This is a genomic window from Dellaglioa sp. L3N (assembly GCF_054941095.1).
Genome location: NZ_CM142928.1, coordinates 106,637 through 124,055 on the forward strand (window position 1 = coordinate 106,637; position 17,419 = coordinate 124,055).

9 protein-coding genes, 1 tRNA gene, 3 rRNA genes and 1 other annotated feature are annotated in these 17,419 nt (G+C 39.2%); of the genes, 8 read left to right on the forward strand and 5 right to left on the reverse strand.

From position 1 onward, the window contains the following. Positions 1–2: 2 nt before the first annotated feature. Positions 3–374, forward strand: a complete 372-nt coding sequence (locus ACVPPR_RS00550; protein WP_462304332.1) for an LPXTG cell wall anchor domain-containing protein — start codon at positions 3–5, stop codon at positions 372–374. A gap of 180 nt (positions 375–554) precedes the next feature. Further along, positions 555–1,529, forward strand: coding sequence for an aldo/keto reductase (locus tag ACVPPR_RS00555; protein ID WP_462298399.1), 975 nt, complete (start codon positions 555–557; stop codon positions 1,527–1,529). Positions 1,530–1,699: 170 nt separating this feature from the next. Here ACVPPR_RS00555 and spxB read toward each other — a convergent pair whose 3' ends face one another. Next, positions 1,700–3,439 carry a pyruvate oxidase gene (spxB, locus tag ACVPPR_RS00560; protein ID WP_462304333.1) on the reverse strand — a complete coding sequence of 580 codons (1,740 nt, stop codon included), beginning with the start codon at positions 3,437–3,439 and terminating at the stop codon, positions 1,700–1,702. 145 nt (positions 3,440–3,584) lie between these two features. Then, a complete protein-coding gene (locus tag ACVPPR_RS00565; RefSeq protein ID WP_462304334.1) occupies positions 3,585–4,559 on the reverse strand; it encodes an NADP-dependent oxidoreductase in 975 nt (324 codons plus the stop codon). Between the two features lie 136 nt (positions 4,560–4,695). After that, positions 4,696–4,893, forward strand: a binding site (T-box leader). A 57-nt stretch (positions 4,894–4,950) separates the two neighbouring features. Here ACVPPR_RS00565 and tyrS point away from each other — a divergent pair. The 4 genes from tyrS to rrf all read left to right on the forward strand — a co-directional run bounded on the left by tyrS (position 4,951) and on the right by rrf (position 11,535). Beyond that, complete coding sequence (tyrS, locus tag ACVPPR_RS00570) at positions 4,951–6,207, forward strand: tyrosine--tRNA ligase (RefSeq protein ID WP_462304335.1); 1,257 nt, start codon at positions 4,951–4,953, stop codon at positions 6,205–6,207. Positions 6,208–6,660: 453 nt separating this feature from the next. Then, positions 6,661–8,221, forward strand: a 16S ribosomal RNA gene (locus ACVPPR_RS00575). Positions 8,222–8,413: 192 nt separating this feature from the next. Next, positions 8,414–11,333 (forward strand): 23S ribosomal RNA (locus tag ACVPPR_RS00580). 86 nt (positions 11,334–11,419) lie between these two features. After that, positions 11,420–11,535: ribosomal RNA gene (gene rrf, locus ACVPPR_RS00585) — 5S ribosomal RNA — on the forward strand. Together the 16S, 23S and 5S rRNA genes form the textbook arrangement of a ribosomal RNA operon. A 64-nt stretch (positions 11,536–11,599) precedes the next feature. Here rrf and ACVPPR_RS00590 read toward each other — a convergent pair. Next, a tRNA-Thr gene (locus ACVPPR_RS00590) sits at positions 11,600–11,672 on the reverse strand. 43 nt (positions 11,673–11,715) lie between these two features. Then, positions 11,716–13,959, reverse strand: a complete 2,244-nt coding sequence (gene helD / locus ACVPPR_RS00595; protein ID WP_462304336.1) for an RNA polymerase recycling motor HelD — start codon at positions 13,957–13,959, stop codon at positions 11,716–11,718. Positions 13,960–14,300: 341 nt separating this feature from the next. Between helD and trpS the strand changes: the two genes are divergently transcribed. Both trpS and ACVPPR_RS00605 read left to right on the forward strand, forming a co-directional pair. After that, complete coding sequence (gene trpS, locus ACVPPR_RS00600) at positions 14,301–15,317, forward strand: tryptophan--tRNA ligase (protein ID WP_462304337.1); 1,017 nt, start codon at positions 14,301–14,303, stop codon at positions 15,315–15,317. A 46-nt stretch (positions 15,318–15,363) separates the two neighbouring features. Further along, entirely contained in the window at positions 15,364–16,281 is a 918-nt protein-coding gene (locus tag ACVPPR_RS00605) for a Ppx/GppA phosphatase family protein (protein WP_462304338.1), read from the forward strand. A gap of 70 nt (positions 16,282–16,351) precedes the next feature. On the opposite strand, the gene ACVPPR_RS00610 is transcribed toward ACVPPR_RS00605, so the two are convergent. Further along, the gene (locus ACVPPR_RS00610; RefSeq protein ID WP_462304777.1) at positions 16,352–17,419 is read right to left on the reverse strand and encodes an MFS transporter; all 1,068 of its coding nucleotides are present in this window, start codon (positions 17,417–17,419) and stop codon (positions 16,352–16,354) included.

The following is a 17,419-nucleotide window of genomic DNA, read 5'->3' on the forward strand; positions in this document are numbered from 1 at the left end:
GAATGATTAACACGATGTTTAAAAGGGTATTATTGTTTAGTACTTTAGCATTTGGGCTAATGGTGATAACCGGATTCGGCTCAGTTTCAGCTGCAAGTTATTCAACTGAGGTTGGCATTGAACTGACGGGTAAGCAACCAGAACCAGATGTAAAAAAACCTGATACGTCAAAAGAAGTACCAGCAAAGACGCCGACAGAATTGAATCATTCAACAACCAACGAGCCACATATGGTTGCGATGACAACTTCTAAAAACGGGTCATTGCCACAGACAGGGGATACACAACAGATGGGTATGTCAGTAATTGGCTTCATCATGTTGCTTTCTGTGGCAGGGTTCATGAAATATAGACAGGGTAAAGCAGTTCGTTAATAAATTAATATAAGTTCCCCCAGGACTAATAGTAGTAAATAATGAATGTGAAACCTTTTATTTCTGAACACAAGAAGAGGACAGTCAATTGACTGTCCTTTTTTTGTGGAAAAAAGGCAATTGTATAGCAACTGTGAAAGCGCTATAATTAAGCTGTAGTTAGATTTGGAGGGATAGTTAATGTATCAAGCAAATGAAAAACGTTATGATAAAATGATTTATAATCGTTTAGGCAATAGTGGTCTAAAAGTTTCTGCAATCGCTTTAGGCTTATGGAAAAACTTTGGTGATGAGACACCATTAGTAACGCAAAAAGAAATTATTGAAACAGCATTTGATCATGGAATTACTTATTTCGATTTAGCTAATAATTACGGTGATGGGGCTGCCGAGAAGAACTTTGGCCGCATTTTACGTGAAGATTTAGGGACACATCGTGATGAGATGGTTATTTCAACGAAGGCTGGTTATTATATGTGGCCAGGTCCTTATGGTGAGTGGGGATCAAAGAAAAATCTGTTTGCTAGCATGGATCAATCTTTGTCACGCATGCAGTTGGATTATGTCGATATTTTTTATCATCATCGTCCAGATCCAAATACACCTTTGGAAGAAACAGCAGAAGCTTTAGATTTGTTGGTACGTCAAGGTAAGGCGCTATATATCGGTATTTCTAATTACCGTGCACCAGAAGCTGAGAAGATGATTCAGTTGTTGAAAGCTAAACATACGCCAATTGTCGTTCATCAACCTCGTTATAACTTGTTGGACCGTTGGATTGAAGATGGGTTGAAAGATGTCTTAAAACAGGAAAAAATTGGGACAGTAGCGTTCAGTCCGTTGGCCCAAGGCTTATTGACGGATCGCTACCTTAATGGCATTCCTGATGATTCTCGTGTAAAACGTTTCGACTCATTACCCGCAGAACGTGTTGAAAAAACGCTTGTTCAAGTCAAAGCCTTGAACGAAGTGGCCGCTAGTCGTGGCCAATCATTGGCTGAAATGGCTTTATCATGGGATTTGAAAGATGATTCCGTTTCATCAGTTATTATTGGCGCAAGTCGTGTGAGCCAATTAATGGATAATCTAAAAGCGCTCGATCATTTAGATTTCAGTGAAGCAGAGTTAGCAAAAATTGATACTATTTTGAAATAGATAAGTTAAGTTCCCGGCTATGATGGTTGGGGCTTTTTTAATTGGGCAAAAAATGTCGTTAATTATTGAAAATAAAAAAATAAAGCGACTAATTGCGTAACGTATTAATGACGATAAAAAAGGCTTCAAAAATCAGCGTTAGCCAACTTTTGAAGCCTCAGATTTGTTAATTAATCTTGATTTTCAAGGAATTCACGGAATGGAATTAAACCTTCAGTTTGGTATTTTTTAGTGAAAGCTTTAACAGCTTCTGGATCTTGTGTTTTAGGATCAATAACTAATTGTTCAACAGGAAGTGGACGATCAGATGTCACTTTAACATCGATGACAACGGGCACTTTTGATCCTTTAGCTGCAGAAAAAGCAGCTTTTAATTCTGCTAATGTACGAACCGTGTAACCTTTGGCACCCATATCAGTTGCAACGGCACCCCAATCAGCATCAATTAAATCAACACCTGAATGTGGTTGTTGTTTATCATCTTGTTCAGCACGGATAAAGCCAAGTTCTTTGTTGCTCAAGACAACGTTAATAATAGGCATATTGTACTTAACTTGTGTTAAGACATCTTGCATAACCATTGCCCAACCACCATCACCAGAAATTGAGAAAACTTGACGGTCTGGGAATGCAGAGTGAGCACCAATTGCGGCTGGTAAAGCATAGCCCATGGTTGCATACCATGCAGATGTCGTGAATTTATTTTTCTCACCAAGACGTAAGAAACGCATTGATTCGATAGTTACATTACCAACATCGATTTGGAAAATAGCGTCGTCTTCTTTAATTTTGTTGATTTCATTGAAGACAGGTTCGAAACGAAGTTCTTTGCTATCATCTTCATTGAAGCTATCAATCCATTTAAACCAGTTTTCTTTGTTAGCAATGGCTGCTTTGTACCATTTAGTTGGTGCAATAGGTGTTTTAACAGCATTATTTAAGGCAATTAAAGTTTCCTTAGCATCAGCCAAAATAGGAACATCAACAGCATGGCGTTTACCTAATTTTTCAGAATCGATGTCGACTTGAATGAATTTAGCATCTGGAGAGAAGAAATATTCACCAAATGGGAAATCAGTTCCGATGAAGAGAACGGCATCAGCCCCACGGAGAAGTTCAACACCAGGTTTGCTGGCAACACGGCCGGCAGAACCCATGTAAGCTTTGTAATCATCAGGAATAATCGTTTTAGTAAGTGCAGATGTTGCGATTGGTAATGATAATTTTTCAGATAGTGCAATTAATTCTTTACCAGCACCACGAATTCCTTTACCAGCATAAATAATAGGTGTTTTAGCTGTTGTCAAAATATCTAATGCATCTTGAATTTGTTTATCGCGAGGCATTGGGTAAAGTGGTGTTTGATGAGTTGCAGCTGTTGAAACAAAAGTATCATCAATTTCTTGCCATCCAAGATCAGTTGGAATAGTAACAACGGCCACGCCATTGTGTTTGTATGCTTGACGAATAGCTTCATCAACAACAACAGGTAAATTCTCAGGTGTTGTAGCGGTACGGTTATAAACAGCAACATCTTCAAACATTGGATTTTCATTCATTTCTTGGAAGTAATTTGTATTCATGACTTGTGTGCCAACTTGTCCAACTAAAGCAAGAACAGGAGCGCCATCATGTTTAGCATCATAGAGACCATTCAATAAATGAACAGCACCAGGACCAGCAGAACCAAAAGCGACGCCTAATTTACCAGTTACTTTAGCTTCGCCGACTGCAGCAAGTGCCCCAACTTCTTCGTGGCGAACTTGTACATAATTAATCGTATCTTTACGGTTATGTAACGCGTTCATTGTTGAATCAAATGAGCCACCAGGTAACCCATAGACGGTTTTAACGCCCCAATCTTCTAAAACTTTAAGCATTGCATCTGAAGCATTAATTTTTTCTGTCATAATAGCAAAACCCCTTTTTGCAAAATTTTATTCTTCATAAGTATTATAATGCTATCGCTTACTTAATACCAGAAAAAGTGGTTACTTTTAGTAACAAAAAAACAATTCAGACAAGAAAAGTCTGAATTGCTATAAGTGGGGGGCATTATTTGAAGCGAACGACAATCTTGCCGAGCGCATGATGTGATTCACTGCGGTCATGGGCTTCTGCCACACCTTCAGCAGAGAACTCATGAACTGAGTCTAAAATCACCTTTAAAGTGCCATTTTCAAGCATATCAGCCATTTTAGTTAATTCTTCACCATTAGGTTCTAACCAAATGGAGTTGAAAGTCACTTTTCTAGCTTCAGCAAGTCCTGATGTTTTTTCAGAATCAATACCAGTAATGGCAACGAGACGACCTGTACCGTGTTTTAAGATACCAACTGATTTTTCTTGAGCTTTACCACCAATTGTATCAATAACTAGGTCAATATCTTTTAAAACTTCCGTAAAATCTGTTTGGTTGTAATCAATCACTTGGTCAGCACCTAGTCCCTTAACAAAATCAAGGTTTTTTGAACTGGTTGTCGTAATGACGTAAGCGCCAACGGATTTAGCAAGTTGGATAGCAAAAGAACCAACGCCACCTGAACCGGCATGAATGAAGACTTTTTCACCTTTTTGTAAGTGACCATGATCAAAAAGTGCTTGCCATGCAGTCAATCCAGCTAAAGGAACGGCCGCAGCTTCTTCAAAGCTAATATTTTCAGGCTTTCGTGCAAGTAAATTAGCATCAACAGCTGTATATTCAGCGTATGTACCAAAACGAGTTGTAGCAGGACGGGCGAAAACGTCATCGCCAACTTTCCAGTCGGTTACGTTGGCGCCGACTTCAGTAATGACACCGGCGACGTCCCAACCCAAGATGATAGGGAAAGACCATTTGAGCATAGGTTGTAAATAACCTTCACGTGTCTTCCAATCAATAGGGTTAATCCCAGCTGCTTTTTCTTTTATAATAACTTGATCTGCAGTCATTTCAGGCATAGGTACTTCGCGTTGTTTAAGTTGATCTTGTCCACCGAATTCATCAATCACAACGGCTGACATGGTTTCTTTTTGTGTCATTGGATTCATCTTCTTCCTAGGGTACTTTTAATTTGTAAGTAAATTGTATCGAACAACAAAGTAGAAAGCAATAAAACTGCCCATTAGATGGTTAAAATGTTCATGGTAAAAATTGACATTTAGGCTTAAGATACGTATATTATAGCTATAAGTGATGAAGTAGTTCAGTAATTTATCGACCAATCGCAAAGGAATCTGATGGGCGCTGTGAATCAGAGAATGTCGATAAGTGAAGTACGCTATGGAGCTAACAACGGGTCATCTCGTTAACGATGATTGAGCGATTATCTACTATAATAGATAATAACTTGGGTGGTAACGCGGAAATTAATTCGTCCCTGATATCTTTTTTAGATATTGGGGATTTTTTTATACATCTATTATATAGGAGGAAACAGAAATGAATATTATTGACGAACTAGAATGGCGCGATGCTATTAACCAAACAACAGATGAAGCTGGGTTACGTGAGTTAACGGCTGAAAAATCAATCGGCTTATATTGTGGGGTTGATCCAACAGGCGATAGTATGCACATTGGACACTTAATTCCATTTATGATGTTAAAAAGGTTTCAACTAGCAGGACATCATCCTTATATTATTATCGGTGGTGGGACAGGTTCAATTGGTGATCCAAGTGGTAAGAATTCAGAGCGTGTTCTCCAATCAATGGAACAAGTTCATCATAATGAACAAGCCCTTACGGCCCAAATGACAAAATTATTTGGACAAGATTCAAATATTTCAATCGTAAATAACTATGATTGGTTATCAAAAATAAGTTTGCTTGATTTCTTACGTGATTACGGTAAGTTATTTAATGTGAACAGCATGCTCGCAAAAGATGTCGTTGCAAGTCGCCTAGAAGTAGGAATTTCATTCACAGAATTCACTTACCAAATTTTACAATCAGTCGATTTCCTCCATTTACATAAGCATCACGATGTTCAATTACAAATTGGTGGTGCTGATCAATGGGGAAATATCACGGCTGGAATTGATCTTATTCATAAAGAACTCGGTTCAGATACCAAAGCATATGGACTAACAATTCCGTTAATGCTGAAAGCTGATGGAACTAAGTTTGGTAAAACAGCCGGTGGTGCAGTTTGGTTAAATCCAGAAAAGACAACGCCATATGAATTTTACCAATTTTGGTTGAATCAAGATGATCGGGATGTTGTGAAGTATTTGAAATTTTTCACATTCTTAACGTCAGATGAAATTGCTGAATACCAAAAATCAGTAGAAACAGCTCCAGAAAAACGTGAGGCACAACGTCGTTTAGCACGAGAAGTAACTGAATTCGTTCACAGTCCAGAAGCTGTCATTGAAGCAGAACATATTTCTGCAGCACTATTTTCAGGAGAAGTGAAAGCATTAACAACAAGTGAAATTGAACAAGGATTTAAAAATATGCCTTCAGTTGAGTTAGAAGCAGAACCAGAAAATATTGTTGAATTATTAGTTAATACAACAATTGAATCATCAAAACGTCAAGCACGTGAAGATATTACAAATGGTGCAATCCGAATTAATGGTGAAAAAATTCAAGATTTAGAAGCTATGATTGATCCAGATACAGAATTTGATGGTAAATTTGTTATTATTCGTCGTGGTAAAAAGAAATATTGGTTAGGTCGCGTTAATGCATAATGAAATAAGTTAGATAAACTTTAATAATTATTTGTTGAAAATAATTTCAAAATTAGGCTTAATTAGTCTTTTTTTGAGATTATTTTTTTATTTAATTAATAAAAATGGCTGATTTCCATGAATGTTTTCGGTTACATTCGTAAATTTCGATTTATTGTAAATAAAAGCTTGACGAAGTGCGTTATTCTTGGTAAAGTAATAAACGTTGCTTCAGCAGTAAACAACTAATTCAAAATGAACATTTAATTAAGAATAAAAAACTTCTTGACAAACAATGTGACAATTGATATGATATAAAAGTTGTCAAAAGCAACCAAGTAGATCTTTGAAAACTGAACAAATTTTCGACAAATCAAATGTGTAGGGTCTCTTAACTAAGAGTTAAGAGCAAACATTTGCGAAGTCAATTCGCTAGTTTTAAAAAGCAACAAAACAATAAGAGCAATCAAATTTTTATATGAGAGTTTGATCCTGGCTCAGGATGAACGCTGGCGGCGTGCCTAATACATGCAAGTCGAACGCAATATCTTCACCGAGTGCTTGCACTCACCGAAGGTATTGAGTGGCGAACGGGTGAGTAACACGTGGGTAACCTGCCCAAAAGAGGGGGATAACACTTGGAAACAGGTGCTAATACCGCATAATTTGTTAAACCGCATGGTTTGATAATGAAAGACGGCGTAAGCTGTCACTTTTGGATGGACCCGCGGCGTATTAGCTAGTTGGTGAGGTAAAGGCCCACCAAGGCAATGATACGTAGCCGACCTGAGAGGGTGATCGGCCACATTGGGACTGAGACACGGCCCAAACTCCTACGGGAGGCAGCAGTAGGGAATCTTCCACAATGGACGAAAGTCTGATGGAGCAACGCCGCGTGAGTGAAGAAGGTTTTCGGATCGTAAAGCTCTGTTGTTAGAGAAGAATGTAGGTAAGAGTAACTGTTTACCTAGTGACGGTATCTAACCAGAAAGCCACGGCTAACTACGTGCCAGCAGCCGCGGTAATACGTAGGTGGCAAGCGTTATCCGGATTTATTGGGCGTAAAGCGAACGCAGGCGGTTTTTTAAGTCTGATGTGAAAGCCTTCGGCTCAACCGAAGAAATGCATTGGAAACTGGATAACTTGAGTGCAGAAGAGGAGAGTGGAACACCATGTGTAGCGGTGAAATGCGTAGATATATGGTAGAACACCAGTGGCGAAAGCGGCTCTCTGGTCTGTAACTGACGCTGAGGTTCGAAAGCATGGGTAGCAAACAGGATTAGATACCCTGGTAGTCCATGCCGTAAACGATGAGTGCTAAGTGTTGGAGGGTTTCCGCCCTTCAGTGCTGCAGCTAACGCATTAAGCACTCCGCCTGGGGAGTACGACCGCAAGGTTGAAACTCAAAGGAATTGACGGGGGCCCGCACAAGCGGTGGAGCATGTGGTTTAATTCGAAGCAACGCGAAGAACCTTACCAGGTCTTGACATCTTCTGACAAACCTAGAGATAGGCCGTTCCCTTCGGGGACAGAATGACAGGTGGTGCATGGTTGTCGTCAGCTCGTGTCGTGAGATGTTGGGTTAAGTCCCGCAACGAGCGCAACCCTTATTATTAGTTGCCAGCATTAAGTTGGGCACTCTAATGAGACTGCCGGTGACAAACCGGAGGAAGGTGGGGATGACGTCAAATCATCATGCCCCTTATGACCTGGGCTACACACGTGCTACAATGGACGGTACAACGAGTTGCGAGACCGCGAGGTTAAGCTAATCTCTTAAAGCCGTTCTCAGTTCGGATTGTAGGCTGCAACTCGCCTACATGAAGTTGGAATCGCTAGTAATCGCGGATCAGAATGCCGCGGTGAATACGTTCCCGGGCCTTGTACACACCGCCCGTCACACCATGAGAGTTTGTAACACCCAAAGCCGGTGAGGTAACCTTTTAGGAGCCAGCCGTCTAAGGTGGGACAGATGATTAGGGTGAAGTCGTAACAAGGTAGCCGTAGGAGAACCTGCGGCTGGATCACCTCCTTTCTAAGGAATATTACGGAAACCTACACACTTGTCGAAAATTTGTTTAGTTTTGAGGGGTTTACTCTCAAAAAATTTGTTCTTTGAAAACTAGATAATATTTATTAAATTTTTAAGCAATAAGCCGAGAAACACCGCGTTTTATTAGTTAAGAACGTAGTTCTTAACAAAACCACTTTGCTTTATGTAAAGTTAGGTTAAGTTATCAAGGGCGCATGGTGAATGCCTTGGCACTAGGAGCCGATGAAGGACGGGACTAACACCGATATGCTTCGGGGAGCTGTAAGTAAGCTTTGATCCGGAGATTTCCGAATGGGGGAACCCAGCAGTTTTAATCGACTGTTACTATTAACTGAATACATAGGTTATATAGAGGTAAACGCAGGGAACTGAAACATCTAATTACCTGCAGGAATAGAAAGAAAAATCGATTCCCTAAGTAGCGGCGAGCGAACAGGGAAGAGCCCAAACCAAGAAGCTTGCTTCTTGGGGTTGTAGGACTGCTCATTTGAGTTACCAAAGATTTTTATAGCAGAAGAGTCTGGGAAGACTCGCCGTAGAGGGTGATAGCCCCGTACGCTAAATGAAAATCTCTCAGAGCAGTATCCTGAGTACGGCGGAACACGAGAAATTCCGTCGGAATCCGGGAGGACCATCTCCCAAGGCTAAATACTCCCTAGTGACCGATAGTGAACCAGTACCGTGAGGGAAAGGTGAAAAGCACCCCGGAAGGGGAGTGAAATAGTTCCTGAAACCATGTGCCTACAAATAGTTAGAGCCCGTTAATGGGTGATAGCGTGCCTTTTGTAGAATGAACCGGCGAGTTACGTTTGCTTGCGAGGTTAAGTTGATAAGACGGAGCCGTAGCGAAAGCGAGTCTGAATAGGGCGCCATAGTAAGTAGACGTAGACCCGAAACCAAGTGACCTACCCATGTCCAGGTTGAAGGTGCGGTAAAACGCACTGGAGGACCGAACTCATGTATGTTGAAAAATGCTGAGATGAGGTGTGGGTAGCGGAGAAATTCCAAACGAACTTGGAGATAGCTGGTTCTCTCCGAAATAGCTTTAGGGCTAGCCTCGGAATTAAGAATCATGGAGGTAGAGCCACTGTTTGGACTAGGGGCCCATCTAGGGTTACTGAATTCAGATAAACTCCGAATGCCATTGATTTATATCCGGGAGTCAGACTGCGAGTGATAAGATCCGTAGTCGAAAGGGAAACAGCCCAGACCACCAATTAAGGTCCCAAAATACATGTTAAGTGGAAAAGGATGTGGAATTGCATAGACAACTAGGATGTTGGCTCAGAAGCAGCCACCATTTAAAGAGTGCGTAATAGCTCACTAGTCGAGTGATTCTGCGCCGAAAATGTACCGGGGCTAAACATGTTACCGAAATTGTGGATGGAACCCATTAGGGTTCCGTGGTAGGAGAGCGTTCTAAGGGCAACGAAGCTAGACCGTAAGGACTAGTGGAGCGCTTAGAAGTGAGAATGCCGGTATGAGTAGCGAAAGACAGGTGAGAATCCTGTCCACCGAATGACTAAGGTTTCCTGGGGAAGGCTCGTCCTCCCAGGGTTAGTCGGGACCTAAGTCGAGGCCGAGAGGCGTAGACGATGGATAACAGGTTGAGATTCCTGTACTAGTTATATTTGTTTGAACGATGGAGGGACGCAGCAGGCTAAGAAAGCGCACTGATGGATATGTGCGTCCAAGCAACAAGTTTGAAGTTGAGTTAAATGCTTAACTTTAAGGACAAGTTGTGATGGGGAGCGAAATTAAGTAGCGAAGTAACTGATGTCACACTGCCAAGAAAAGCTTCTAGTTAGAATATAACTACCCGTACCGCAAACCGACACAGGTAGTCGAGGAGAGTATCCTAAGGTGTGCGAGAGAACTCTCGTTAAGGAACTCGGCAAAATGACCCCGTAACTTCGGGAGAAGGGGTGCTGACCGAAAGGTCAGCCGCAGTGAATAGGCCCAAACGACTGTTTATCAAAAACACAGGTTTCTGCAAAATCGTAAGATGACGTATAGGGGCTGACGCCTGCCCGGTGCTGGAAGGTTAAGAGGATGAGTTAGCTTCGGCGAAGCCCAGAATTGAAGCCCCAGTAAACGGCGGCCGTAACTATAACGGTCCTAAGGTAGCGAAATTCCTTGTCGGGTAAGTTCCGACCCGCACGAAAGGCGTAACGATTTGGGCACTGTCTCAACGAGAGACTCGGTGAAATTATAATACCCGTGAAGATGCGGGTTACCCGCGACAGGACGGAAAGACCCCATGGAGCTTTACTGTAGCTTGATATTGAGTGTTTGTATAACTTGTACAGGATAGGTAGGAGCCGTAGAGACCGGAACGCTAGTTTCGGAGGAGGCATTGGTGGGATACTACCCTCGTTGTATGAACACTCTAACCCTCGCCACTAATCGTGGTGGGAGACAGTGTCAGGTGGGCAGTTTGACTGGGGCGGTCGCCTCCTAAAAGGTAACGGAGGCGCCCAAAGGTTCCCTCAGAATGGTTGGAAATCATTCGCAGAGTGTAAAGGCACAAGGGAGCTTGACTGCGAGACTTACAGGTCGAGCAGGGACGAAAGTCGGGCTTAGTGATCCGGTGGTTCCGTATGGAAGGGCCATCGCTCAACGGATAAAAGCTACCCTGGGGATAACAGGCTTATCTCCCCCAAGAGTCCACATCGACGGGGAGGTTTGGCACCTCGATGTCGGCTCATCGCATCCTGGGGCTGTAGTCGGTCCCAAGGGTTGGGCTGTTCGCCCATTAAAGCGGTACGCGAGCTGGGTTCAGAACGTCGTGAGACAGTTCGGTCCCTATCCGTCGCGGGCGTAGGAAATTTGAGAGGAGCTGTCCTTAGTACGAGAGGACCGGGATGGACATACCTCTGGTGTACCAGTTGTTCTGCCAAGGGCATCGCTGGGTAGCTATGTATGGATGAGATAAACGCTGAAAGCATCTAAGTGTGAAGCTCACCTCGAGATTAGATTTCCCATTCCTTTATGGAAGTAAGACCCCTGAAAGATTATCAGGTAGATAGGTTGGAAGTGGAAGTACAGTGATGTATGGAGCGGACCAATACTAATCGGTCGAGGACTTAACCACAAAGTGGTGTGTATCGGTGTACGGCTTAAAAATCAATGATAAATATTAGCTAGTTTTGAGAGAATAAGTTTTCTCAAAAAAAAGAGTGTGGTGGCGATAGCAAGAAGGATACACCTGTTCCCATGTCGAACACAGAAGTTAAGCTTCTTAGCGCCAAGAGTAGTTGGGGGTCGCCCCCTGCGAGGGTAGGACGTTGCCATGCTAAATAAAAAACACATTAACTTAATTGTTAATGTGTTTTTTTTGTACAAATAATTATATTAAAAAGCCGCTTGCCGGATTTGAACCGGCGACCCCCACCTTACCATGGTGATGCTCTACCTGCTGAGCTAAAGCGGCATTACTATAAAAGTTTATAGTAATACTTCAAAAAAATCAATCTTTAAACAATAAGAACATTAGAATTATTTATGGAATTTTCTAGTAATGGAGACATCGCTTCAATTGAAAAAATAGACAATGAATGCATTGCTCGTGAACAAAGAGTATACAGGTTTCCAAGATCATTTTGTGATACATAAGTTTTTTTTGAAATATCAAAGGCAACGACTGAATCAAATTCTAAACCTTTAGCTAAATAAATAGGTAAAATTATTGTTGTTGCTGGGATATTTCTATCGCCATCTACAAGCATCGTTAGTTTTACTGATGATCTAAGTTCATTGTAAAGGAGCTTACAGTCTGTTAAATTTTTAGTGATAATTGCTACTGGTTGATCCTTTTTTTCACTAGTTTCAATTAATGTGATTAAAGATGCTAATGCAGTAGGTCGATTCTTGCTAAAGTAAATTTTTGGTAATTCACCGTGACGTGTAAAAGATTCAATATTGTTTCCATCGGGGAGCAAGGATTTTGCAAAATTGGTAATTTCAAATGTTGACCGATAACTTTTATTTAAAATAATTAAGTTTGTTTTTTTAATTTGTAAAATCCGATTTAAATTTTTTAAAAACTTGGTTGGTAAAACTAAATCATAAAATAACGCTTGTTCACTGTCACCTAAAAGTGTTAATTTGGCATTAGGGAAGCAGTTTTTTAGATATAAAAGTTGTAGAGGTGAATAATCTTGTATTTCATCAATGAACAGGTGCTCAATATTTCTGTTCTGACCACTTCCTGTTAACAAATCTCGTAGTAGTAATAATGGTGCTGCATCTGACAATGTAATCTTATGAAGTTCTAGGTTTAATTGGAAAGTATTTTTTGCTTCCGATGAAATAGTCGTTTCAAGAAATTTTGCATATTGTTCGTAGATATCTATAAAGTAGTTATTGTAAATGGCATCATAGACAATGTTAAATCGATCTTTTAGTATAATAGTACCAATATATGAAATTTCATTATCTACATTGTCGAATTCATCGCGTTCGTAATCTAGTAAATACATTTCATATTGGGAATCAGATAATGAATCAATTTCTTCACGCATCCAGTCAGATTCAGACATTTCAGTGATTCTGGCTTTTAACCGTTTGGTTAATGTATTTTTGGTTGCAGTAAATTTATCTGCTGATAACATATTCTGTGGTAGATGTGTGAATATGTCTGAAATTTCTTTTTTTTCAAAGAATGGTGTTCCTTCGTAAACAATATCGGTGAAAGCTAAATCAGAAGAAGAAACTGAGTTTAGGTAAGTTTCAATGGTTTCTTTGAATCGTTCGTTGCCTTTAATAGCAGCTAATTGATGATCTGGATTTGATTCATAGTTTTCAAATAAAGTTTCAACTTTTAATCCTTGGAATCGATTTGAGAAAAATTCGGCTAAGGTGACTTGGCGCATATTTTTTTCACCTAAACTGGGTAGAACATCTGAAATGTAGTGACTAAATAGTAGGTTTGGAGAAAATAATATAATTTGATCAGCATTCAATGATGTTCGTGAATGATAAAGTAGGAACGCGATACGCTGCAAAATGGCGGATGTTTTGCCACTTCCGGCTACTCCTTGTACGACTAATAGGTCACTTGTGGTATCTCGGATAATCGTATTTTGTTCTTGTTGAATGGTTGAAACAATATTTTTCATCTGTGCATCGCTTTGTTCGCCTAATACTTGTTGCAATAATTCATCACCAATTGTTTCGTTGGTATCAAACATTGATAAAATTTGACCTTCTTTAATTTGAAATTGGCGTTTTTTTGAGAGTTCTGTCATTTGTTTACCTTGTGGTGTTTCATATGAAACGTGACCCAATGCACCATTGTAGTAAATACTTGAAATGGGTGCTCGCCAATCATGTATTAAGAAGTTTTGGTGGTCATCTACTAATGAGGCTAAGCCAATGTAGAGTTGTTCCTGTTCTGGATCGCCATCATCTTGAATGTCGATACGGCCAAAATAGGGTGAATCGCCTAATTGGTCTAAAGTGTGTACTTGTCGTTCTAGTATTTCTTCAGTTTGAATGGTTGTTGCTACTAATTGTTTTTGTTGTTGGACTTCAGCATTTGTTTCAATTCGATCATCAATTTCGAATGTATTAATTTTTGCATTATCAACATAATTTTTTTCGACCGATGATGTTTCTTTATGCGCTTTTTCATATAGTGCAGCTGTTTTAATCGATTGTTGTTCAATTTCTTCGACAACTGAATCAACTCTTTGTTGTTCGATTTCTTCTTCTGACATCTTAATGGCCTCCTTGTACTATTGACCTAGTTTAAAGGTTTTTAAAATGTTCGTCTAGTATTTAATATTATTTGATTTTTGTGGTGGAACACGCTACACTTATACCAATAGATAATTCATTGATTATTGCGAAGTAGGGACGCCGACTACAACAGGGACATACTGATTTTGCTGAAAGGTATGGTGGCGACCTGAATTGGATATATGAGAATTTTGGGTAACCTCCTTATCGGTAAGTGGCAGAATTTTATTCTGCAATTTAGGTGGTACCACGAGACAGTCGTCCTATTGTTATTTATTAGCAATAGGACTTTTTTTATAGATAGAAAGGGAGAATAAATATGACAAAAAAAGTGATTTTAACGGGAGATCGTCCCACTGGTAAGTTACATATTGGGCATTACATTGGTTCATTGAAGAATCGTGTTGACATGCAAAATTCTGGCGATTACGAGACATTTATTATGATTGCTGATCAACAAGCATTAACAGATAATGCGCGTGATCCGGAGAAAATTAAGAACAGTTTGATTCAAGTTGCTTTAGATTATTTAGCTGTTGGCATTGATCCCAGCAAATCAACTATTTTTGTACAATCTCAAATTCCTGCCTTAACGGAATTAACAAGCTACTATTTAAACTTGGTGACCGTTTCTCGTTTGGAACGTAATCCTACGGTTAAAGCTGAGATTCAACAAAAGAATTTTGAACGCAGTATTCCTGCAGGTTTCTTTGTTTATCCAGTTAGCCAGGCGGCTGATATTACTGCATTCAAAGCGACAGTTGTTCCTGTTGGTGATGATCAAGAACCTATGCTTGAACAAACACGTGAAATTGTGAGAAGTTTTAATACCATTTATCAACAGGATATTCTGGTTGAACCAGAAGGCGTCTTCCCTCCAAAAGGGCAGGGACGTTTACCGGGTTTAGATGGTAATGCCAAAATGAGTAAATCATTGGGAAATGGAATCTTCCTTGCTGATGATGCTGAAACATTAAAGAAAAAAGTGATGTCAATGTATACCGATCCAGATCATATTCATATTGAAGATCCTGGTAAAATTGAAGGTAACATGGTTTTTACTTACCTCGATATCTTTGGTAAAGATACTAAAAAAATTGCGGATCTTAAGGCACAATATCAAGCTGGTGGTTTGGGTGACGTTAAAATTAAACGTTATTTAAATGACGTACTTGAAGCTGAATTGGCACCTATTCGTGAACGACGTGCTGAATTTGCTAAAGATCCTGAAGCTGTTTATGCAATGTTAAAAGCTGGTAGCGATAGAGCTAATGTTGTTGCAAATCAAACCTTGAACGAAGTTAGAAATGCAATTGGGATTAATTATTTTAACTAGTTCTGTTGTGGACCGTTTCTTCGATTTAGTATGAGGTGAGTTATAAATGGAAAAGTTTGTTTTATTGGATTTGGGTTCAAATTCAGTTCGATTATCAATTAATGAACAACTTGATAATGGACAATTTAAAGAAATCAAACGATTAAAGTCGGAAACGCGATTGTCCGAAGGGATGGGGAAATCTCGCGTATTGCAAGAGCATGCAATGTCCAGGACGATTGATGCTTTGATTAGTTTTAAAAAACAATATGATGTTTATGGACCAGTTGCGGTGCATGGAATTGCAACTGCTGCTGTTCGAATGGCTCGAAATCAAAAAGAATTTTTGCGTCGTATCAAAGAAGCTGTTGGTGCTGATATTGAAGTTCTAAGTGGCGATGATGAAGCTTATTATGACTATATGGGTGTCATGGAGGCTTTACCGATTCGTGATTGCTTGATTTTGGATACAGGTGGCGCAAGCAGTGAACTTATTCATGTCGTTGATCGAAAAGTAGCCCATCTTGTGAGTTTGCCGTTTGGCGCTGTGACTTTATCTGAAAAATATTTAAAAAATGATCAAATTACAGGTAAAGAATTATTTCGATTGACGGAGCATTTAATGGTCGCTTTTCAAAAATTAGATTGGTTAAAAGATGCCAGCGAATTACCACTTGTATTACTTGGTGGTTCAAATCGGATTATCGGTCGTTTAAATCGTAAAAAACAGAAGTTAGTTAACACAGAAGCGATAAATGGCTATCAATTATCACGTAAGGCTGTTTCACTTACTTTTGAGGACTTAGTCGGACTAACAACTAAAAAGCGTGCACAGGTTAGTGGGATAGCTTCTAACCGTGCTGATATTATCGTGGGTGGAATTGCACCAGTGGTTGTTTTAGGACAATATCTGAATTCTGTCGGGGTCATTTTCTCTGAAAGTGGCGTGCGTGAAGGTTATTTAACAACTAAATTAGGTAAATAAAAAGATATTAATCGTTACTGGTGCCCCTAAAGCTGAAAAACTTTAGGGGCATTTTTATAACTAAAACGAGTTAGCTATGGGTTAATCTTTTTGAGGTAACTATTAGCAAGATAGATGTCATCATGAAAAAAAGAATCATAATTAATGCGATCGTGTTAAATGAATAAAAGGTATCTAAAATGCCCATGCTCCATAAAAATAGCATAGAGACAATACTGCCAACGGTACCAGCAAGAGACATAATCGATGAGACATTTTTTATGGAAGCTTGTTTTTGAATATCAATAACAAGTTGATTATTATAAAGATTGAATGGGATTAAAAATAATATGATTGTTATCACAAATAATAATTTATTAGTTATACATACGGATAATAGCAATAAAACGGATAATGATGCTATTAATAATAGGTATTTATTTTTTAAATTAACTCTTTCAAAAATATAATTACTTAAAATTGCAATTAATTGAAATACGATATAGATAATACCAAAATATTTTTTACTGAAAAACTTCTCTAAGAACATAACTTGCCAGAATTGGAAAAATAGTTGGAGAATGATTTGATATAGTCCCAAACTGAGAATATATAATAGTAACTTGTTATTATGTTTTAAATTTTTTATATCGTTTAGGGTGTCTTTTAAAGTGGGTCGTTCGACAAATTCAGCCTTATTATCTTTAAATCCAAATGAAATAATCAAAAAAGAAATCATAATGATAACCAATGACACTATATATAAATTGTCCGAAAAATAACTATAAATAAAGGATCCCATGCCACCACCAATGAGACCGCTATAAAGATTAATATTATTATACTTTATATTGAATGACTTAATTTTACGTTCATCATTTTTGAAACGCCTGACAAAATAGGATTCTAAAGAACCGCTGATTGCAGCGTTACTGATGCCATAGATAAACCATGAAAAGCAGAGAAAATAAAAATCATATGAAATCATGATAATAAAATATGATACGGCGAGTAGACCTAATGATAATTGATACATTATTTTTTCAGACCAAATATCGGTTATAATTCCAGAAGGAAATTCAAAAAGTAATCCAGCAATCATAAAAAAGCTTTGTATAATGGCAATCTTACCAATTGTCATGCCTTTATCTAATAAAAT

Coding starts and splice junctions, on each gene's coding strand:
- ACVPPR_RS00550 (WP_462304332.1), top strand. CDS start 3: ATGATTAACACGATGTTTAAAAGGGTATTATTGTTTAGTACTTTAGCA.
- ACVPPR_RS00555 (WP_462298399.1), top strand. CDS start 555: ATGTATCAAGCAAATGAAAAACGTTATGATAAAATGATTTATAATCGT.
- spxB (WP_462304333.1), bottom strand. CDS start 3,439: ATGACAGAAAAAATTAATGCTTCAGATGCAATGCTTAAAGTTTTAGAA.
- ACVPPR_RS00565 (WP_462304334.1), bottom strand. CDS start 4,559: ATGAATCCAATGACACAAAAAGAAACCATGTCAGCCGTTGTGATTGAT.
- tyrS (WP_462304335.1), top strand. CDS start 4,951: ATGAATATTATTGACGAACTAGAATGGCGCGATGCTATTAACCAAACA.
- helD (WP_462304336.1), bottom strand. CDS start 13,959: ATGTCAGAAGAAGAAATCGAACAACAAAGAGTTGATTCAGTTGTCGAA.
- trpS (WP_462304337.1), top strand. CDS start 14,301: ATGACAAAAAAAGTGATTTTAACGGGAGATCGTCCCACTGGTAAGTTA.
- ACVPPR_RS00605 (WP_462304338.1), top strand. CDS start 15,364: ATGGAAAAGTTTGTTTTATTGGATTTGGGTTCAAATTCAGTTCGATTA.